This is a genomic window from Gordonia sp. ABSL11-1, assembly GCF_030315685.1.
GTDB lineage: Bacteria > Actinomycetota > Actinomycetes > Mycobacteriales > Mycobacteriaceae > Gordonia.
This window is the reverse complement of the sequence record NZ_JASXSI010000016.1, coordinates 1-22,007: the sequence shown is the minus strand read 5'-3', so window position 1 is coordinate 22,007 and position 22,007 is coordinate 1. Positions and strand designations below refer to the sequence as shown.

The following is a 22,007-nucleotide window of genomic DNA, read 5'->3' as shown; positions in this document are numbered from 1 at the left end:
CACGGCGGTTTTCCGGAAGCGCGCGGTCGGGGTGCGCTGTCGAAAGTGCGGTTCCGGGAACGCGATCGCCTCAGGCGAACCGCTTCAGGATCGAGTGCACGGCCTGCGTGACCGTGATCCGGTCGTAGCTCTGCACGAAATCGAAGGTGCGGTCGAGATCGCTTGCGCCGCTGTGCTGATCGCGTGCCGACAACAACGCGGCGAAGTGCGGCCCGAGGACGGCGACGTTCCATTCGTCCACGAGGTCGTCGTCGGGCGACAGTGGCGCGCGGTGCACGTTGCCGTCCCGGATGTCGGCGAGGCCGACCCCGTAGACGCCGGCGAGGCCGGTGTTCTCGGACATGACGCGCCACCGTTCGGCGGTACGCGAAGTGAAGTGATCGGCGTGCTGGAACGTCCCCAGCACGATAGCGGCGCCCCCGATGGACGCCTGGTGTTCGAGGGCCTTGCTCATCTCGATCAGCAGCCGTTTGTCGCCCAGTCGGGGGGTGATGGAACTCGACGCGATGGCGTACGGGGTCTCGCGATCGGGGCCGGGAGTCGACCAGACCGGCATCTGCGGCAACGGCACGATGGTCTGGACGGCGAGCGCGTCGGGGCTCTCGACCGACGGATACAGAGCGCCGATGCCGAAGGACGCTCCCATGGTCATCGCGGTCACGCGTCGCGCCTCGTCGTCGACGCCCTCGGCGATCACCACCGCGCGGCTGCGTTCGGTGTGCGCGGCAATCGTGTGGGCGAGGTGTGCGGATTCCTCGCTGACGTTCTGCCGCAACAGATCCGCGTGGGTGACGATGATGTCCGGCTCGATCAGTGACAGCAGCGTCGCCGCGTGTCCGTTGTTCTGCAGGCCGTCGACGCAGATGATCTTCCCGGCGGTACGTGCCTTGGCCACACGCGCCAGGGTGTGCTGCGGGCTGCGCTCGACGGCGGTCGGCAACACGACCATCACGTGCCGCTCGAGGGTGTCGACTGCGGCGTCGTCGATGTCGTCCAGAAGGTCGAGGTCGTAGCCGACGAGCAGTGGCAGGATCTTGGCGACGGACTCCGCCCGTGCGGAACGTGCGAACCCGTGCTTGCGCCGGTCGACGACGAGATGTTCCTCCATCAGCCGCGCGGCGCGACGCAGGGCCGCGGCCGTGCCGAGACGGGTGCCCGTGGGTCCGCGGAGCTGCAATTCGGCGGCCGCGACGGCACCGTCGGTGAGACGGCACACCGGGGCGAACTGCATGTGGAGCTCCAGATCCTCGAACAGCGTGAAACCGCTGTCCGCAACCGAAGCGGGCCCGGCCTCAGACGTCATGGTGAATCGCTGTCATTCGTGCGCCTCCCGGCAGAGCTGCAGAGAACTCTGCGTGATGTGGGAGGATGCGATTTCTTCACATCCTGGTCAGAGCATGCATGGTGCCTCTCGCCAGGATAACAAAGGAGCTGCCGGGTCCCCGGGTGAGGAACGGGGGTTCCGGCGGCGCCGCGGGCGCTGGGCCCGGGCACCGCCGGCGGCAGGGACGTTCATCGTCGGGTTCTATCCGGCCGCACGGGCGGCCGCGGCGGCCCCTGCCTCACTGGACTGGCCGGCGTTGGCGAGTTCACCGGTGTAACTCTCGAGATGGGCCCGCACGAACCACTGGAATTTCTCCAGCTGGGCCGTCTGCCCGATCAGAATGTCCTCGGTGATCGGGTCGTGCTCGCCGACCTTCTCGATCGCGGACCGATGCGACGTGACGAAGCCGTCGTAGACCAGGTCGAGCGCTCCGAGATGGGCCTGAGCGGTGTCGCGACCGATCGAGTAGTCCGCCCACGAGCGATCCTTCTCGATGGCCTTCGCGGTGCCACTCGGCGACGACCCGAGGGTCGCGATGCGCTCGGCAAGGGTGTCAGCATAGCCGCGTACCAGGTCGACTTGGGGATCGATCATCTCGTGGACACCGATGAAGTTGGCGCCCACCACATTCCAGTGGATGTGCTTGAGCGTGAGGTGGAGGTCGTTGAGCGCGCTGAGACGTTCCTGCAGGCACTCGGACACCACAGTGGCAGAGTCGGTGGACAGTCCGGGAGCGGTGAAGGAAGTCATGTCATCGACGCTAGGACCGGCAACGCGCCCTCGGCCATATCCGATCGGCGACGGCAATCCAACCGAGATCGCCCATCACGGAAGCGTAACGACGCGGTTCGGCCGGGTTTCACACCACGGTGTGTCCGACTAGCCGCCCGATCGCAAACGTCACCACCATGGCGATGGCCCCTCCGATCACCACGCGGACCATCGGCCGCCAGGGTGGGGACCCGCCCAGTGTCGCACCGGTCGCACCGGTCAACGCCAGTGCGGCGAGCACCGCGACGAAGGCCACGGGGATCCGCCAGGAGGCGGGTGGGATGAGGATGGCGACGAGTGGGATCAGCGCGCCGACGGTGAACGACACCGCTGAGGAGAACGCGGCCTGCCACGGACTGGTGAGCTCGTGCGGGTCGATCCCCAACTCGGCCTGCGCGTGGGCCTCGAACGCGTCGTGCTCGGTCAGCTCGCGGGCCACCCGGCACGCGGTGTCGTGCGACAGCCCCTTCGCCTCGTACAGGCCGACGAGCTCGTCGAACTCCACCTCGGGCTGCTCGGCGAGTTCGCGCTGCTCCTTGGCCAGCAGCGACTGTTCGGTGTCGCGCTGGGTGCTCACCGAGACGTATTCGCCCAGCGCCATGGACACCGCACCCGCCGCCAGCCCGGCCACACCGGCCGTGAACACCGGCGCACGTTCGGCGGTTGCCGCCGCGACGCCGACGACGATGCCCGCCGTGGAGACTATGCCGTCGTTCGCCCCGAGCACACCGGCCCGCAACCAGTTCAGCCGGTTGGCGAGGGTCCCGGTGTGCGGCTCGTCGGCGTGCTGATGCTCGTGGTCGACGGACATGGGTCAACTCAACTGCCACAGCGACTTTCATGCAAGCAAGGACACGGTTGCCTAACGCGGTGGTGCATCGCGCAGTCGAGATGATCGGGGCGGGCGACATGAGGGTCACGTCAGCGGCTCGTCGAGTGGATTATCCACTTTGCTTCGCTCTCTGGTGACTCTCATGTGACACCGGGTCGAATCACGACACTCCCGACGATCCGCGACGACTCAGAACACGACGACTCAGAACACCTTCAGCCCCAACCGACGCCGAAGCCGCATGTCGTAGATGTAGGTCTGCAGTAGGGTGCGCACGAGCCGTCCTACCGCCGGGTCGACGACACGTGCGACGTCGAGTGTGCGTTCGTACGCATGCTCGTCCCGGTCGCTCCATCGCCAGCGCATCATGTGTCGGAACTCGTCGGGCAGTCCGGCATTGATCAGAAAGTTCATCTGCCGGCCGAACACTTTGTGCGCCAACATTCCGGCAGGACCGAGACGATAGGAGAGGAACGAGAGATCGGACAGCCGCTGCAGGAGTTCGCGAACCGGCGGGTCGATCGACATCGACTCCAGCTGTGCGGCCCAATACTCCTGCAGCTCTGCGTAACTGGACGGCCACTGATCGCCGGTGACGTTCAGTGTCGTGCCCAGCCATCGCGAGTCGGCGACGACCCGCTCCCGCTCCTCATCGCTCAACGGCCCGTACAGGAGCTCGAACTGGTCGATGAAGTACTTGGTCAGACACACCGCAACCCACAGCTGGAGACGGGAGTCGTTGGCGCTGTATCGGACCGGACTCTGTTCGGTCGAGTACACGAGGTCATGGATGCGCCGCAGTTCGTCGTGGACGAAGGCCCGGTCCTCGTCGTCGCCGAGCAGCGCGACCGCGAGGAAGGTGCCGGTGGTCCGGCTGCGTTTGATCGGATGTTTCACGGCACTGCCCGAGTCGACCCGGCTCTCGACGACACCGTGCCCGACCTTCGGATGCGCCAGTTGCATGATGACGTTGGCACCGGCGATCGTCGGGCCGAGCCCGGTGACGAGGTCGCCGGTGCGGCGGACGTTCCGACGCCGTCGTGCGGGCCGGACGTCGGAGACGTGGGCATGCTGGTATCGGTCGACGACGGTCATGCCCCATCATGGGCGCCAACCGGCGGTTCGTGTCGGAATCCGGCACAAACTGCAATGCCACGACAACGAAACCGTGACCGACGACCGGCGTCAGTACCCGCTGGATCGCATCGGCGCCGGGTTGTAGAGCCCGGAACGCCGTGCGGTGCCCGTCTCCAGCTGGGCGGGCGGCGCGGGATCGATCTCGATGAACCGCTGCAGCCCGCCCCAGTCGCGGCCCCAGTTGTTGCGCAGGTACGTGGGGACGAGGGTCGGTGTCAGCATGGCCTCGGTGATGCCGAGCGGGCCGCCGGCCTTGCCGGCCATCCACGTCTGGCTGTTCTTCCGGGTCGCCTCCGCGTCCGGCATGATCCGCCACTTCGGCACCTCGAGGACGCCGTCACGCACCATCATCGGCTGCTGGCACGGGAACACCATCCCGGGCAGCCAGTCGATGAACACCGGGTCGGTGGTGCCGACGACGTCGTTGAGCGTCTGCATCTCGGTGACCCGCGGCGGGGTGATGGCCACCCACTCCGACGGCGCACCGGCGGTGTCGCGGACCTCGACACGGACGACGTCCGCGCGTGGCGGGGCGTCGGCGAGCGGATACCGCAGATTGCGCCAGGTCGGCACCTCACCGATGTCGATGGGCGACATCATCCCGACCGGCGTGACCCGCCCGTCGGCCTCGGTCCGGCCGAACTGCACCCGCACCTGCTGACCGCTGTGCTGCACGCCCAGACCGTCGATGGCCTCAACCGAACCGGCGACCGCGATCGTCAGCAGCGGTGCTGCCGCGTTGCGTGCGGGCAGCGAGTACCAATCGGTGGTCAGCGAACCGGTCCCGGTCGGCGAGCCGTAGCTGCCGAGGACCGGTGTGGTCGCCGGGTTCAGCCCGAAGGGCAGACCGACGGTGGAGCCGTTGACCCCGCGCGCGCCCTGCCCGCCCTCGGTCCCACCCTGCGATGATTCGCTGGTCTCGGTGGATTCGTCGGCACCTGCACCGGACTGCGCGGTGTTCTGTGCCGTCGACGTCGCGGTGTCCTGTTCCTCGGTCGAGTCGACCGACAGCCGGCCCGGTACGCCGTTCGGTGTGAAGCCGGTTGCATTCGGCCCGCTCAACGCCGCCGAGATGCTCGGGGCGGGCTGCCCGTTCACCGCGGCGGGCCGCAGCACACCGGTGTTGGGGTCGGCCTCGACGAGGACGTCGTTGGCCAGGCCGCACTCGTTGCCCGCCAATGCGCGGGCGTTCGACTTCAGCCACGACCAGCTGTCGCGCTGTTCGTACGCGCCCTTCGCGAATGACAGCACCATGAAGATGACCACCAGGCCCGAGATCACCGGCAGCGGGGAGAACTTGAGCTTCGAGGTCCAGCCCGTGCCACCCCGTGCGCGCGTCCGGTCGTCGACGTAGTCGTCGCGGAAGTGGAACCAGAGACCGACGAGCGCGGTGATCACCGCGAGCGCCAGGATTGCCCAGCCGAGTTTGATGCCCGCGATCGACGGCGGGCGGTCCCACCACGGGATGCCGAAGCTCCCGACGAACCACCAGCCGTTGGTGCCGGTGAATGCGATGGCGGTCACGCCCGACACCGCGGCCGCGAAGAAGGTCCGGTTACGGCGCGAACGCAGAATGGCCGGTGCCATCATCGCTCCGGCCGCGGCGGCGAGGCCGGCGGCGATACCTGCATAGACGCCGAAGTGGTGTGTCCACTTGGTGGGGGTGAACGCGATGAAGAACATCGTGCCCAGGGTGACCGCAATCAGTCGCCAGATCGGTGCGCGCGCAACACCGTTCGGGCGTGCACGACGGAGCAGTCGCAGCAGCACGACCACCAGACACAGGATCATGATCAGCACACCGAAGCGGCGGGCGAGCGTGCCGTCGGCGGTCGGCAGGATGAGGTAGTAGTAGCGGACGGGCTCCTGCCACCACTCCAGCGTCGGACCGACGTCGGAGGCGACCTTGTTGCCGACGATGAGCGGCATCAGCGGCTGATCGTAGAAGATCTGATACAGCACAGCCGTTCCGGCGGCCAGGACCGGCGCGAGCATGGGCAGCAGGCCGTCGCGCCTACGTCGGCTCACCAGCGTCTTCACGATCGGGCGGACGCCCGCGAGCAGCGCGGCGACCGCCATCAGGCCGCCGGGTGCCAGCGCGAGCGTGAACGCCGCCGCGACGACGGCGACCGCATACGGCAGCATCCGCCGGGTGGCGATGGCCCGTTCCACGCAGCACCAGGTCAGCAGGGCGCCGACCGCCTCGGCGGGTTCGGGACGCAGACCGTTGTTGTAGGGCAACCAGATCGCGAGGAACACGAAGGCCGCCGACCACACGGCCGGTGTGCTGTTGCGTACCGCGCGTCCGAGGCGGGGGATCACCTCGCGACTGATCAGCCACCAGCCGAGCAGACCGAGGAGGAAGGCCGGTAACCGCATCCACGGCGCGGCGAGACTCACGTGGGTCATCGCCGAGATCACCTGGAAATGCCAGCCGAACGGGTCCTGCGGCACTCCGAAGTAGCGGAAGTAGTTGTCCGCGTAGCCTGCTTCGCCCGCGATGCGGCCGACGGTGAAGTTGTAGCCGTCGTCGGAGGTGTTGGCACCGCCGATCCACCAGAACGCGAGAATCGCGAACACCGCGACGTCGGGTCCGCGGATCGTCCACCAGCCCGACGGCAGGAAACGCTTGTGACCCCGGCCATCCCGATGATCGAGGATGCCCAACGCGATCAGCGACAGGACCGTCAGGATGATGCCGAGGACGATCACGGCGAGTTTCAGTGCCGTCGGGGTGCTCACATAGCGGGTGTCGATCGTGGCGTGGAACGACAGTCCGTCTCGCGAGGTCGAGGCGGGCAGGTCGGTGTACACGCCGACGATCTGCGGTCGCATCTCCTGGTCGGGCACCGAGAACGAGTGCAACCCCTGATCCGTCGCAGCCAGGTTGTCGAAGCGGGCGGAGACGCCGGTGCCGTCCGCATGGAAGACGATGCCGCAGTCGGGGTTCGCCTGCGCGACGGCGCGCTCGGTGTTGAGGATGACGACGTCGCGGTCCGTGACGAGCAGTGCGTCGTCGGTGGCGCGGATCATCAGCGCACGTGCCGCGGCGTCCTGTCCTCCTTCGGGGATCGTCGACAGCAGCAACCCACCGCCGGCGGGAAGATCACGCGCCAGCGAGCACGGCACCGACACGTCCATGTCGATCGGCACGTACGAGACCAGGGGTGCCGCAACATTTCCGACCGCCTGGCCCTGCGGCCAGTTCAGTTCGGCGGTGGTCTGATTCACCGGCAGCAACGGCGTGATGATGGCCATCAGGAAGCCGAGCAGGCCGGTCACCACAGCGACGATCTTCACGGTGCGGTAATTCGTCCTCGTGCCTACGGCTCGCGTGCCGGGTCGCGACGGCGCGTCGGGCGTCGGTGTGTCACTCGTCATCGGATTGCGGCTCCACCCTGATCGAACCGGCACGTGTCCAGCCCCATTGCGTCGTCTGTGACGTGTTGACCCGCACCATCGAGGCGTCCTCGACGAGCGGTGTGAGTCGTTCCAGCGCACCCCATTCGCGCGCCCAGTCGTCCTTGAGATACGTCGGCACCGCCTGCGCCGACGTCGTCGACTCGGAGACCGACAGTAGGCCACCGTCGGCCGCCGCCTGCCAGGTCTTCGACTGTGAGTTGGCGATCGGGTAGTCGGGCAGGATGCGCCACTGCGGGACCTGTGCGACCCCGTTGCTGACCATCAGCGGCTGCTGACACGGGAAGTGCGCGGCGACGGGGAAGTCGATCACCGTCGGCGACGTCGACCCCACGACCTGCTGTAGTGACCGCAGTTGCGGGGCCCGCGGTGGCGTGATCCCGATGAACTGGTCCTGGCCGAGGTTGTTGTCCAGCAACGACATCCGCATGACGGTCGCCGCGGGCGGAGCTGCGCTCATCGGTACCCGCAGGTTGCGCCACGGGCGGTTGGTGATGACCGGTCCGGGGTCGATGGGCAGCACGTCCGGCCCGATCTGGGTGAACGAACCGTCCGGTCCCGGGCGGCCGAACTGGACGACGAGCTTCTGCCCGAAGTTGCGGACCCCGAACGTGTCGATCGTGGACACCGCACCGGCCGTGCTGAACACGAGCAGCGGGGAGGCGTCGCGCGCGGGCAGGTCGTACCACCCGGTCGTCAATCGCGCCTCTCCCGGGAAGCCGTAGCTGCCCAGGACCGGCGTGGTGGCCGGATCCAGTCCGTACGGCAGGGCAACGGTCGAGCCGTTCACCGTCCGTGGGCCGGTACCGCCGGTGGTCCCCGCGCCGAGTCCGCCGGTGATGGCGAACGGCTTCGCCTGGCTTGCCGACACGTTCATCTGTCCGGGGCGCTGGCTGCCGGGTTCGGGGGACAAGTCCTCGGCGACACCGTTCGGGGTGAACCCGACCGACCCCGTACCGTTCAGCGCCGCCGACGCCGACTCACCGTCTGCCGGTGTGAGCATGCCCGCATTCGGGTCGGACTCCACCAGGACCTCGTCGGCCATACCGCAGCTGTTGCCGCGCACCGTGTTCAGGTTCTCGGTCAGCACCGTCGTCGCGGGATACCTGGTGACCGCGCCCTTCGTGAAGACCAACAGCTCGGCGACGACCATCAGACCGGCGATGATCGCGATCGGCGACGACGCCAGGAAAAGGCGACGACGATCTGCGCGCGTCTCGCCCGGCCCGTCGCTGACGTGGGAGAGTCCCTTGTTCTCGACGTAGTCGAGGCGGAGGTGCTGCCACACCGCGATCGCGGCGGTGATCACGGCCAAGATGAGGAACACCGTCGAGACCGGGCGTCCCGCGAGGACGGGCGCGCGATCGAACCAGGAGATGCCGTAGTCGTAGGCGAACGGCCATGCGTTGTAGCCGGCCATGGCGGCGGCCAGGGCGAAGAACAGCCCCGAGACGAAGACGGTGAGGTTGCGCGCCGAGCGGGCCGCCGACTGCGCGACCGCCAGCGTCGCGGTCGCCGCGATCGCCGCCGCGAGTCCGGCGAAGATGCCGAACTGGATCGTCCACTTGGTGGGGGTGAAGGCCAATAGGAGCAGCGTGACACCGATCGACCCGATCAGACGCCAGGTGGGGCCGGGGTCGACGGCGAGGATGCGGGTACGCCGCAACATGACCGCGACGGTGACGATGAGCCCGGCCAGCAGGAGCAGCACCGGCACCCGACGGGTCAGTGCACCGTCGTCGGTGGTGACGGAGATGAAGTAGTAGCGCAGGAACTCCTGGTGCCAGCTGATCACCGGTCCGACCTGGTATCGCAGCTTCATCGCCTCGAGCACCGTGGCGAGGGTCTGATCGCGGAACACGACCACCACGACCAGCAGGCCGCCGGCGACGATGGGGGCGAACAAGGCGGCCGCGCCGGTCTCCCGGCGGCGTTCGAGCAGGATGTGCAGGAGCGGTCGCGCCGACACCAGGAGGATGGCGACCGCGATCACCCCCTGCGGGGCGAGGGCGAGGGTGAAACCTGCAGCAACCGCTCCGAGCGCGGCCGGGAGCAGCCGTCGCGTCGCGATCGCCTGCTCGGCGGCCCACCACGTGAGCAGGGACCCCAGGACGATGATCGGCTCGCTGCGCAGGCCGCTGTTGAACGGCAGCCAGAACGCGATGAACACCAGTGCCGCCGCCCACAGCGCCCAGCCACTGCGCCGCACACCGGCACCGAGTCTCGGCAGCAACACCCGGCTGAGGATGAACCACGAGACCAGCCCCGCGATGAGCGGTGGGATGTGCATCCACAGCAGCGACGGCGAGATCGACGACCAGTGCGCGAGGAAGCTGTAATACCAGTCGAACGGCGCCTCGGGGATGCCGTACCAGCGGTAATAGTTGGCGAGGTAGCCGGACGCATCTGCGGTGCGCCCCATGTTCAGGATGTAGCCGTCATCGGGGGTTCCCGCGCCGAGCACGGTCCAGATCAGCAGGACGCCGGTGACGGCGATGTCCGTGGTGCGCGGGATCGCTGTCCGCCACCACTCGGCGGCGCGTCGACCGATCCGTCGGTGATAGCCGTACGCGCGGTCGAGCAGCCCCAGCGCGATGAGCGCGATCACCACCGCGACGACGGCCAGCACCATCACGATCAGTTTGAGGACGCTCGGCGAGCTGACGTAGCGGTTGTCGATCTCCACGTGCACGCGGACGTCACCGTCCTGTACCTCGGCGGCGTTCAGGGCGGTGAACATGCCGTCCACCTGTGGGCGCTTGTCGGGGGGCAGGGGAGTCGACTCGCCCACACCTCCGACGAACTCGGCTCCCACACCCGACGGTGCCGACCAGATGTGCAGTTCGGTGCATCGGGCGAGCTGATCGCGGGGCGCGCTCGCGGCGAGGGTGTTGCGGAAGGTGACCGCGACGGTGTCGCGGGTGGCGGTCACATAGAGCGCCGATGACTTGCTCTTCGGAGCGTTGGTCGGCATGGTCGCGAGCACCACGCCGCCGTCGGCGGGCAGCTGCTCGAGCACACGGCATCCGATGCGGGCGTCCAGCGACCGCGGGGTCTGTGCGATGAGCGGCGCGACGACATCGGCCGACGATTCGGAGAGGTTCTGGCCCGCCGGCCAGTCGAAGGATGCGTCGGTGGCCTTGACCGGCAGAAACGGTGTCAGCGCGCACAGTACGATGCCGATGACCCCGGCGACGACGGCCACCGTTCGGGCGGTGCCGGTGGACACCCTCGCGGTCGGTCTCGTCTCGTCCGGCGTGGAGGACGGGGCTGTCACAGGCACGATGTCTGATGCTAAGCGACTTACCTGAGAGGACCTAGTCGAACCTGGGTCGATAGGGTCTGCGTCTGATGACTGCCTTTTCTCGATCGGCGACTCCGCGTGTCTGGGCGCTGATCGCCACCGTTGCCGGACTCGTCGCGATCGTCGCTGCCGTGCTGACCCCGCTGCTGCCGGTCACCGAGCGCACCGCCTCGATCGACTGGCCGAACCGGGATGTCGCGACCGCGGCCGGCGCGTCGGTCACGGCACCCCTGACCACCCAGTCACCTGCGGCGATGGACGCGAGCATCGGCTGCCGCACCCTCGCCGCGACACCGAGCGACACGTCGACGACCGTGCTCGCGACCATGCCCACGTCGGGCCTCAACGCACGCGACAAGGCGCTGTACGTGACCGCCGACGCCGACGCGGTGACGGTCACCGTCCGCGGCAAGGATCTGCTGCGGGTCCCCCGGTCCGACCTCGCCCGATGCGACCAGCTCGTGCTGCGGTCGTCGCCGGCCGGGGTCGAGGCGCGTGCCGTCGGACTCGGCGCGGTCGGCACCACCGGACCGGAGAACCGTCCACAGGTGTCCGGCATCTTCACCGCACTGGACCCCGACGTCGTGTCGCGAGCGGCCGCCGACGGACTCGCGGTCCACGTCGACGTCGACAACCGCTTCGACACCACCCCGTCGATCCTCAAGCTCATCGTGATGATTGTGGGCATCCTCGCAGCGATCATCACCTTCATCGCGATCGCCGCCCTCGACGTCGCCCATGGCTATCACCGCCGCGTGGGACGCCGCGACGGCGACCGGCAGGCCACATCATGGTGGACACGGGCGCGCCATCTGTTCGCACCGCGCCTCGCCGATGTGGCGGTGACCGCCGCGCTCGTCGTGTGGCACTTCCTCGGTGCGGGCTCGTCCGACGACGGCTACATCCTGGCGATGGGTCGCAATGCCGACCAGGCCGGCTACCTGGCGAACTACTACCGTTTCTTCGGGATCCCGGAGGCGCCGTTCGACTGGTACTACAGCTTCCTCGCGCACTGGGAGTCGGTGTCGACGGCCGGTGTGTGGATGCGGTTGCCCGCGTTGATCGCCGGGCTCGTCTCGTGGTTCATCCTCAGTCGCGTCCTGCTGCCGCGTCTCGGTGGCGCCGTCCGCCGTTCTCAATGGGCGATGCTGACCGCCGCCGCGGTGTTCGTCGCCTTCTGGATGCCGCTGGCCAGTGGGCTGCGCAGCGAAGGGATCGTCGTCCTCGGTTCGCTGCTGACATGGTGGGGCGTGGAGCAGGCGGTTGCCACCCGGCGCATGCTCCCGGCGGCGGGCGCGGCCCTGGCCGCCGGACTCACCCTCGCCGTCGCCCCTCACGGGCTCATCGCCGTGGCTCTCCTCATCGCCGGCTCGCGACCCATGCTGCGCACCATCCGCCGACGACGCGGGGAGAACGGACTCCTGCCGCTGCTGGCGCCGGTCGGCGCCGCCGCGGCGTTCGTGGTGATCGTCGTCTTCCGCGATCAGACTCTGGCCACGATCGCCGAGACGATCCGCATCCGGTACACCGTCGGACCGACGCTGGTCTGGTATCAGGAGCTGCTGCGGTTCTACTATCTGTCGCTCACGACTCAGGACGGCAGCCTCGTCCGTCGCGTCCCGCTGTTGCTGCTGCTGGCCGCGGTGTTCGTCACGATGGCGGTGATGTTGCGGCGCAAGCACATCCGCGGTGTCGATCCCGGCCCGGTGTGGCGCCTCATCGGAGCGATCCTGCTCACCGTGCTGCTGCTGTCGTTCACCCCCACCAAGTGGACGGTGCAGTTCGGCGTCTACGCCGGGGTGGCCGCCGCGATGGCCGCGGTCGCGACCGTCGCGGTCGCACAGTCGGCGCGCAGGTCACCACGAAACCTGTGGATGTACATCGCCGTCCTGATGTTCGCGTGTGCGGTCGCCGTCGCCGGCGAGAACGCGTGGGGCTGGGCCTACGATTTCGGCATCTCCTGGTTCGACAAGGCGCCGACGATCGCGGGAACCCAACTGTCGTCGGTCTTCCTGGTGCTGACCGTGCTGGCGCTCGCCGTGGCGATCTGGTTCCACCTGCGGATCGACATCGAGGCAGAACGCGGGGATGGCGGGCGCGGCGTGAGCCGGGACGACCGCCCGGTGTCGAAGACCCAGATCGCGATCGCCTCGGCGCCGATGCTGGTGATCGCCACTCTCGTCGTCGTCGGCGAGTTGGCGCTGTTCGCCAAGGCGGCCGCCGCGCGGACCGACACGTACACGACCTTCAGCGCGAACATGCAGGCGCTGGCCGGCAATCCCTGCGGTATGGCCGACGACGTCCTCGTCGAGGAGGACCCGAATCGCGGTGCGCTGCAGCCGATCGGAACGTCCGACATCTCTCGTGCCCTGCGGGGGCAGTCGACCGGGTTCACCCCCGACGGGGTGGCCGGCGACCTGATGCCCGAGCCGACGTCGCTCGGTGCGGGCACCATCAACACGTCCGGCGATCTGTCGCGACCGTTCGTCGTGACCGGCGGTCCGCCCGGCACCACCGGCGGTACCGGGCCCCGCACGATCAACGGGTCGACCGCTGCACTGCCGTTCGGCCTCGATCCCGAGACCACCCCGGTACTCGGCAGTTACGGCCACGACAACGGCACCGCGGAGCTCACCTCGATGCCGTATCGACTGCCCGACCGCGCGGCGTCGCCGCTGCTGGCGATCACCGCGGCCGGCCCGGTGTTCGCCCTGGACCAGGACGGCATCGGGCAGTTGGGACGCTCGCTGCAAGTCGAGTTCGGTCGCACCGACGGCGGCGAGTTCACGCAGGTCGGTGAGCCGTTCATCCCGATCGACCCGGGCCCCGAGCGTCCGAATCGGCCGTGGCGAAATCTCCGCATCCCGATGACGGCGGTGCCGCCGAATGCGACTGCCATGCGGATCGTCGCCGAGGACAACAACCTCAGCCCCGATCAGTGGGTGGCGTTCACCCCGCCGCGCGCACCGGAACTGCGCACGCTGCAGGAGGTCGTCGGCAGCGAGACGCCGGTGCTGCTGGATCTGTCGGTGGGCAGCCAGTTCCCGTGCCAGCACCCGATGAGTTCGCGCCACGGGGTGTCCGAGGTCCCCCAGTGGCGGATCGTGCCGGACCAGACGACCACGAACTCGAAATCGAAGACGTGGCAGGCCTCGGTCAACGGCGGCATCCTCACCACACCGGAGGCGCTGACCCGGGCGAGCACCGTCGCCACCTACCTGAACAACGACTGGTACCGGGACTGGGGTGGCCTGCAACGACTGTCACCACTGATACCGGACGCAACACCGGCAGAGGTGACATCCGGGACGACGACGAGATGGGGTTGGACACGACCCGGCGCGATCAGGGTGGTGCCGCAAGATGACTGAACGCACACGTATGAGTGACAGGACCATCCGGACCGCCAAGATCGTCGCGGTCGTCGCGGGCGCCCTCGGCATCCTGCTGGCGCTGGCCTCGCCCTTTCTGCCGGTCACCTACACCAAGTCCGAGCTCCAGTGGCCGCAGAACAACGTCGTCGAGAACGTCGCGGCGCCGAATGTGTCGTATGTGCCGGTGTCGATGGACATCTCGGTCCCCTGCGATCTCGCGGCCGACCTGCCGGCGTCGGGTGGTGTGCTCCTGTCGACAGTGCCGGAGAACGGTGCCGAGGCCGGGACCGTCGGGCTGTTCGTTCGTGCCACGGCCGACCGCATCCTGGTGACCCAGCGAAATGCCGTGCTGCTGAGTGTCCCCCGCGCCGAGGCGCAGGGCAATGACCAGTGCCGCGTGGTGATCCACTCCGACACGAGCGGCACGCGCGGCGCGATCGAGGGCCTCGCCGATCCCGATGGCGGGCAGCATGACTTCGACCTCGCCGATCCGAACGCCCGTCCGCAGATCATCGGTGTGTACACGGATCTGCCGAAATCGGCTTCCACCGAAGGACTCTCGTACCGGTCGACGATCGACACCCGGTTCATCTCCAGCCCGACATTCATCAAGGGACTCGCACTCATCGTCGGCGTGCTGTCGACGATCGTGTCCCTCATCGCGCTGGCCGTCCTCGACGCACAGGACGGCAGACGCCTCCGTCGGCTGCTGCCGGCCCGCTGGTGGCGGGTCACGCCGCTCGATCTGGTGGTGACCGGAATCCTGATCGTGTGGCTGTTCGTCGGGGGCAACACGGCCGACGACGGTTACCAGGTCACCGTCGGCCGGATCGCTCCCGGCGCGGGCTATCTGGACAACTATTACCGCTACTTCGGTGCGCCACAGGATCCGTTCGGCTGGCACTACCAGTACCTCGCGCTGTGGATGCAGGTGAGCACCGCGACGCCGTGGCTTCGTCTGCTGCCATTGCTGTTCGCGCTCGTCGGCTGGTTGCTCATCAGCCGTGCCGCACTGCCGCGACTCGGTCATGCGGTGCGGTCGTCGCAGGCCGCCCGATGGGCCGCCGCACTGGGTTTCCTCGCGGTGTGGCTGCCGTTCAACAACGGACTGCGCGTCGAACCCGCGCTCAGTGTCGGCATCCTCCTCACCTGGGTGCTGATCGAATGGGCCATCGCCAGTGGACGATTCCTGCCGCTCGCGTTGGGCATCATCGCGGCGGCGTTCACGCTGACCATTCATCCGGCGGGTGCGATCGCGGTTCTGCCATTGCTCGCGGCGATCCGCCCGTTGCTGAAACGGCTGCGGGAGAGGCGACGGCGTGACGGCCTACTGCCGCTGCTGGTGCCGATCGTGGCGGCCGGGTTGGCGGTGTTGTTCGAGATCTTCGCCGATCAACCGTTGGCCGCGATCCTGGAGGGCATCGAGGTGCAGGGCATCGTCGGCCCCACCAACAAGTGGTGGACCGAGGCGATGCGGTACTACATCCTGCTCAATCCGACTCCCGACGGTTCGATCGCACGCCGCGTGGGCATCTTCGTGACCATTCTGGCCGTCCTCATCATCGTGCTCACCCTGCTGAGCAAGCGGCGGGTCCCCGGTATCGCCGGTGCGCCGTTGTGGCGGCTGGTCGCCGTCACCTCCGGCGCGGTCGCGGTGCTCGCGTTCGTGCCGACCAAGGCCACCCACCAGATGGGCGCCTTCGCGTGCCTGACCGGTGTACTCGCCGCTGCTGCAACGGCTTTCCTCGCTCCCTCGGTGATGCGCCGACGATGCAACCGCACGTTCATCGCCGCTGCGTGCGCCTATGCGCTGGCCGTCGCGTTCGCCGGCCGGAACCAGTGGTGGTACGTAGGCAGCTATGGCATCCCGTGGGGCGACGACACACCGAATGTGCGCGGGTACGGACTGTTCATCCCGATCCTGATCGTCGCGGTGCTGCTGACGGCGTGGGGAGCGTGGCAGTACTACCGCGACGACCGTCTCGCCGAGCGCGGTGAGTTGCCGGAGACCAGCGGCAACCCGAGTCTGATCCAGCGGATGCCCACCTACTCATTGGCGATCATCTCCGCCGTGATGCTGCTGTTCACGTTCGTGTCGTTCGCCAAGGCGTATCAGACACAGCGTGATTCGTGGTCGTGGACGAGCTCGAACATCGATGCGTTGCGCGGCAACCCGTGCGCGCTGGCCGATGCGGTGCTCGTCGAGGCCGACCCGAACGAGGGCGAGCTGTCGGCGGCTGATGTCGCGGGACAGCGGAATCCGTCGCCGGGTGCGGCGCTGGCGGGCGCCGGGAGCGCAGCGAGCGGGCCCAGTTCGGCGGGCGCCGGGAGCGCAGCGAGCGGGCCCAGTTCGGCGGGCGCCGGTTCAACCGGCAGCGAAACGACCGGGTTCGATCCGAACGGCGTGTCGGCGCACCTCGAGAGTTCCGCCGACGGTGAGAGTTCCGACTCGTCGTCGGCGACCGGGCAGGACCGCACCCAGACCGATCCGGCCGACGCGCAGGAGGAGCCGAGCGGGACGGCGAATACCGCCGACACCGGCGGCGGCACGACCTCGACCCGCGGCGTCAACGGGTCGTCGGTGAAACTGCCCTTCGGTCTCGATCAGCAGCGCGTGCCGGTGCTCGGTACCTACGGAACACCGACCGGGCGTGGACATCTGACGTCCGACTGGTATCAGCTGCCACCGCGTGCGGACGATCGCCCGATCGTCACCATGGCGGTGGCCGGTGAGGTCGAGTATGTCGACGAACTGGCTGTCACGCACCCGGGACAGAAGCTGCGACTGGAGTTCGGGCGAGTGGAGCCCGACGGCCGCGTCACGACGGTGGCGTCGATGATGCCGCTCGGACTCGACTCGGCACCTGAGTGGCGCAACATGCGGTTCCCGCTCGATCAGGCCCCGCCGCGCGCGACGGTCGCGCGCATCGTCGCCGACGACACCTCGGGTGATCCCGCCCAGTGGTTGGCCGTCACGCCGCCGCGGGTGTCGTCGATGGTGACGCTCAACGATCTCGTGGGGAGCGAGGACCCGGTCCTGCTCGACTGGGAGGTTGCGTTCGCGTTTCCGTGTCAGCGTCCGGCGTCCGCGGTCAACGGCGTGTTCGAGACACCGCAGTGGCGGATCACCCCGGACGCCGAGGGTGAGCGCGTCAACTCGCGGCGCTGGATGGCCGGCGACTACGGCGGACCGCTGGGCATCGTCGAGAACGAGCTCCGTCCCGTCGTACTGCCCGCGTACCTCCGCAACGACTGGGCGAAGGACTGGGGCAGTCTGCAACGGTTGACTCCGCTCAAGCCTCAGGTCGACGCCGAGATCACGGTGACCGACGACGTGCACGGCGGTATGTGGACGCCGGGTCCGATGCGGGCGATCAAGAACTGACCCGACCTCGTAGTACGTACACGCGGCTGGCGCGTGTTCGTACTACGAAGCGCGTGGTGGCTCGCGGCGTGGCTCAGTGACGGATGGGTGCCGGGCTCCACAACCCGCTGCGGGTGGCGGTGCCGGTGTCGATGTCGGCGAGGGTTGTGACGTCCCCGTACGGGGTGTACCGCTCGAGTGAGCCCCAGTCGCGTCCGATGTCACCCTGCAGGTAGGTGGCCATCGAATCAGCTTGTTGCGACACCTCGATCCAGCCGAGTGGCCCACCGCCGAACGAGTCCTGCCAGGCCGACACCGCGGCGGCGAGGTCGGCGCCGGGCTTGATGCGCCACTTCGGGATCTCGGCGACGCCGTTCTTGTGGGTGAAGGGACGCTGGCACGGGAACACGAGTCCCGACGTCCAGTCCACGTGGACGGGATCCTCACGGCCGACGACCTGCTGCAGGGTCTCCATCTCCGGCAACCTCGGCGGCGTGACGACGATGAAGCGATCCGTCGACAGGTTGTCGTCGTCGGCGACGATCCGAACGGCGGTGGCGTTCTCCGGGATGGTGTCGGTGGTGACCCGCACGTTGCGCCACGACGGGCGGGGGCCGGGGTCGACCAGCTCGGTGTCACCGGCAGCCTTCAACGACGCGTCCCGCGTGCCGGGTCCGACCGGGTCGGTCGTGTACTCCAACAACAGGTTGGGGTTGTCGTAGAGGCCCGCGACGGAGAAAGTCAGCAGCGGACGGTCACGGAAATCCGTCGGCAACGCATACCAGGCCGACGTGAGGCGGGCCGGAACCTGATCCGTCGTCGAGTAACTGCCCATCACCGGGGTCGTCGCCGGGTCCAGGAAGAACGGCAGCTTTGCGAAGCTGCCGTTGGCGCCGGCCCGTGATTCGACGCCGCCGCCCGTGCCACCGGTGTTGGCTGTCAACACGTCCGGCGACGCCGAGGCCGACCCGGCAAGAACGCCCAACGATCCTTCCGTTGCGGTCGTCTCGAGATCGACCGGCACGCCGTTCGCGGTGAATCCGGTTGTCGCGGGACGGGTGCCGTCGGGCGGTGCGGTGGCCGGACCCGCGAGCGGATCGGCGATGGACCCGTCGACGGGTTGCAGGAGATAGCGACTCGGGTCGGTCTCCACCCAGACCTTGTCGGCCATGCCGCATTCCTGGCCGCGCAGCGCCTCGAGATTGGAGCGGGGCACCGAGTACGACGAACTCTGCTGGATCCCGGCGAACACCGCGGTGATCAATAGGAAGATCACGACTCCGCCGGAGATGAACGCCAACGGCGCCGATGCGACGACCGACCACGCGCGGCGATACCAGGTCCGCGGTCGGTGATGCGCCGGGTCGGCGGGGTCGGTGCCCGCGAATGGTTCCCGGAAGTGGAACCACAGGGCGGCGAGCAACAATGCCAATGCTCCGTAGAGCAGGATGTCGGCGAGCTTGAGACCGAAGGTGACCTGCTGGATGCCCCACGGCATACCCCAGGACGACGAGTAGTAATAGGAGTTCGGTGCGGTGAAGGCGAGGCCCGCGATGAACAGGACGAGCGCCGCGAAAAGCGTTCTGTTGCGCCGTGAGTGCATCGTGTCGTTGCTCGCGGCGATCACCGCGATGGCGGCGAGCGCCGCGGCCAGTCCGGCGAACACGCCGAAGTGATGCGTCCACTTGGTCGGCGTGAACATCAGGAACACCAACGACGCGAACGTGATCCCGACGATGCGTCGCGACGGTCCCAACGCCGTGCCGGGGATGCGACTGCGTCGGATCAACATCGCCGCCGACACGACGAGACCCAGGATCATTGCGAGGACCGCGAAGCGTCGGGCGATCGATCCGTCTGCGGAGAACGCGAACAGCGACGAGTAGCGATCGATCTCGTTGTACCAGTGCAGCGACGGCCCGAGCGCCGACTTCATCTGCGACGCCTCCACGAATGACCGCAATGTCAGGTTCGAGAAGACCACGAAGATCACGAACGTCCCGGCGGCGACGATCGGTGCCAGCAGGGCCACATATGCCCACCGATCATTGCCGATCACCTTGGCGCGCTTGATCAACGCCAGCATCATCGGCCGCGCACCGGCTATCAACGCGGCGACCGCGAGCAGGCCGGTGGGTCCGGCGGCCAGGCTGAACGCGCCGATCAGACAGGCGACTGCGGCGGGCAACAGGCGGCCCGTCGCGATGGCGCGTTCCACCGAGCACCATGTCAGCAATGCGCCGAGACAGATGATCGGCTCGGGGCGCAGTCCGTTGTTGAACGGGAACCAGGAGATGAGGAACACGAACGCGGCTGTCCACCCGACGGCAGGCCGGGTGATCGCGGCCCGGCCCAGGCGTGGCAGCACTTCGTGGCTGATGATCAGCCAGACGCCGATACCGCACAACAGCGCCGGTATCCGCATCCACGGGCTGGCGACACTGACGTGACTGAGTAGACCGAAGACCTGGTAGTACCAGCCGAACGGCGCTTCGGGCGCGCCGTACCAGCGGAAGTAGTTCGCTGTGTACTGGGCGTCCTGCGCGACTCGCGACATCGTCAGCAGATAACCGTCGTCGGACGTGTTGGGTCCGATGAAGTGCCACAGGATCAGCGACCCGATGACCACGTAGTCGCGGGCGTTGAGTCGCCACCATCGGGCGGGCAGGAACCGACGATGCTTCCGACCGTCGGTCGAGTCGAGCACGGCGAGCGCGGCCAGCGACAGGAGGGTGGCGATGATGCCGACGATCAGCACCAGCCACTTCAGGATCGTCGGGGCGGTCGAGTAGCGGGAGTCGATGGTGACGTGGGCGCGCAGACCCGGGATGCCGGCAGCCGGGCCGTCGAGGTCGGTGAACAGTCCGGTGACCTGCGGACGCTGATCCTCGCTGTAAGTGTTCGACTCACGTCCGGCGGTCGTGCCGTCGAGCGGTTCGCCGTCGTCGTTGCGCATGCCGACGAACTCGGCCGACACCGCCTCGGAGTCGGCGTGCACGGAGATCTCGCGGCAATCCTGGGACCGGATCTGCGCGAGCGTCGCCGATACCAGCGGCATGTTGCGGATGACGACCTCGACGGTCTGTCTATCCGCCGGGTCGCCGGGCTGCCCGGTCTTGCGGATGAACAGGCCGCGCTCGGGAGATTTCTCCGCCTGCTTCGGTGTCGTCGACAACAGGACCGATTCCCCGTCGCCGAGCTGCTCCATCGCGCTGCACGGGACGTGGACGTCGAGATCGATCGGGACGTAGCTGATCAGCGGCGCCTCGACGGACCCGACGGTGCCGTCCTGCGGCCAGGAGATCTGCGCCGTCGTCTGGTGCACCGGCATCAGCGGTGTCGCCAGTGCCATCAGCAAACCGAGCAGTCCGGTGATGATGGCGACGATCTTGGCTCGTCGGACCGTCTGCACTGGCACAAAGAGAGATGGTAACCGTTGGCCCTGGGCGCCCTGTCCGGCCGAACCGCTCAACTATGGTTGATGCCATGCCGGACACCGAGACCAGCCGCGAACCGCTCCCGATCCTGCTGCTCAACGGCCCGAACCTGAACACACTGGGTGTGCGGCAGCCGGAGGTGTACGGGTCGGCGACGCTGGCCGACGTAGTCGATCTCGCCGAACGGACGGCGTCCGAACTCGGCTTCGGTCTGCGGGCCGCGCAGACCAATCACGAGGGCGAGATGATCGACTTGATCCACGACGCCCGTAAACAGATCAGTGGCATCGTCATCAACCCGGCCGGCTGGACCCACACCTCGGTGGCACTCGCCGACGCCCTGGTGGTCCCGGAGGTGCCGATCATGGAGGTGCACATCAGCAACGTGCACAAGCGCGAGGCGTTCCGTCACCACTCCTACGTCTCGCCAGTGGCCGCCGGCATCATCGTCGGCTACGGCATCCGCGGCTACGAGTTCGCCATCCGGAGGCTCGCCGAGCTGGTGGGCTGATCGCTCGCCCGCCGTGGATGCCACGTATCGCGCACTCCGGCAGATGGGTGTCTGATCGGGCCGTCGGATACGCGACATCCTACGATGCCGGCTTTCACACTGTGGAGTTGTCAAAGTACGGATGCGGTCCCGGTGGTGACCGGGTGCAGGGGTGCTGACTGGTCCAGGGATGGTGGTCGGGTCAGGCGGCGGTGTCGAGGGTCAGGGTGCGTCGGTTGTAGCTGGGTACGGGTCGTCGGTGGGGGTCGACGGTTGTCGGCGGTATCAGCCAGGCGTGTTTGTCGGCGCCGATGAACACGTCCCACCCGTTGTGGTGGACATCGGCGTGACACGACGGACACAGCAGGCAGCCGTTCTCCAAACACGTGTCACCGCCATCGCTCCAATGGACGAAGTGGTGGGCGTGACAACGTTCAGCGGGCGCACCGCACTTGATGCAGCATCGGTCGCGGATGTAGAGGGCCTTTCGTTGGGCGGGTGTGAACAGCCGTTTGTCTCTGCCGACGTCGAGGGGCACGGTTTCGCCGTCGACA

11 protein-coding genes are annotated in these 22,007 nt (G+C 67.9%); 3 read left to right on the top strand and 8 right to left on the bottom strand.

All coding sequences use genetic code 11. The annotated features are described in order from the left end of the window. Positions 1–70: 70 nt before the first annotated feature. From QSJ19_RS17505 to QSJ19_RS17480, 6 genes are all read right to left on the bottom strand, one after another. Complete coding sequence (locus QSJ19_RS17505) at positions 71–1,303, bottom strand: DICT sensory domain-containing protein (protein WP_286322217.1); 1,233 nt, start codon at positions 1,301–1,303, stop codon at positions 71–73. A gap of 222 nt (positions 1,304–1,525) precedes the next feature. Beyond that, the gene (locus QSJ19_RS17500; RefSeq protein ID WP_286322215.1) at positions 1,526–2,074 is read right to left on the bottom strand and encodes a Dps family protein; all 549 of its coding nucleotides are present in this window, start codon (positions 2,072–2,074) and stop codon (positions 1,526–1,528) included. Between the two features lie 109 nt (positions 2,075–2,183). Beyond that, positions 2,184–2,906: a VIT1/CCC1 transporter family protein gene (locus QSJ19_RS17495; protein WP_286322213.1), complete on the bottom strand. Its 723-nt coding sequence runs from the start codon at positions 2,904–2,906 to the stop codon at positions 2,184–2,186. Positions 2,907–3,131: 225 nt separating this feature from the next. Next, positions 3,132–4,022 carry an oxygenase MpaB family protein gene (locus QSJ19_RS17490; protein WP_286322212.1) on the bottom strand — a complete coding sequence of 297 codons (891 nt, stop codon included), beginning with the start codon at positions 4,020–4,022 and terminating at the stop codon, positions 3,132–3,134. 90 nt (positions 4,023–4,112) lie between these two features. Beyond that, positions 4,113–7,322, bottom strand: coding sequence for an arabinosyltransferase domain-containing protein (locus QSJ19_RS17485; RefSeq protein ID WP_286322357.1), 3,210 nt, complete (start codon positions 7,320–7,322; stop codon positions 4,113–4,115). Positions 7,323–7,434: 112 nt separating this feature from the next. After that, the gene (locus tag QSJ19_RS17480) at positions 7,435–10,767 is read right to left on the bottom strand and encodes an arabinosyltransferase domain-containing protein (protein ID WP_286322210.1); all 3,333 of its coding nucleotides are present in this window, start codon (positions 10,765–10,767) and stop codon (positions 7,435–7,437) included. 68 nt (positions 10,768–10,835) lie between these two features. Here QSJ19_RS17480 and QSJ19_RS17475 point away from each other — a divergent pair, with 68 nt between their 5' ends. Together QSJ19_RS17475 and QSJ19_RS17470 are read left to right on the top strand one after the other, a co-directional pair. Continuing rightward, positions 10,836–14,159, top strand: a complete 3,324-nt coding sequence (locus QSJ19_RS17475; protein WP_286322208.1) for an arabinosyltransferase domain-containing protein — start codon at positions 10,836–10,838, stop codon at positions 14,157–14,159. Next, positions 14,152–17,547, top strand: a complete 3,396-nt coding sequence (locus QSJ19_RS17470) for an arabinosyltransferase domain-containing protein (RefSeq protein WP_286322207.1) — start codon at positions 14,152–14,154, stop codon at positions 17,545–17,547. The genes QSJ19_RS17475 and QSJ19_RS17470 overlap by 8 nt, the downstream gene beginning before the upstream one ends. Before the next feature lie 73 nt (positions 17,548–17,620). Here the strand turns inward: QSJ19_RS17470 and QSJ19_RS17465 are convergent, their stop codons facing one another. After that, on the bottom strand, positions 17,621–20,944 hold the full coding sequence (locus QSJ19_RS17465; RefSeq protein WP_286322206.1) for an arabinosyltransferase domain-containing protein: 3,324 nt from the start codon (positions 20,942–20,944) through the stop codon (positions 17,621–17,623). A 56-nt stretch (positions 20,945–21,000) separates the two neighbouring features. Between QSJ19_RS17465 and aroQ the strand changes: the two genes are divergently transcribed. Further along, positions 21,001–21,474 (top strand): type II 3-dehydroquinate dehydratase, encoded by a 474-nt coding sequence (aroQ, locus tag QSJ19_RS17460; protein WP_502876220.1) that lies wholly within the window; start codon positions 21,001–21,003, stop codon positions 21,472–21,474. 181 nt (positions 21,475–21,655) lie between these two features. Here aroQ and QSJ19_RS17455 read toward each other — a convergent pair. After that, a partial coding sequence (locus tag QSJ19_RS17455; protein ID WP_286322204.1) for an HNH endonuclease occupies positions 21,656–22,007 on the bottom strand: 352 nt, incomplete at its 5' end.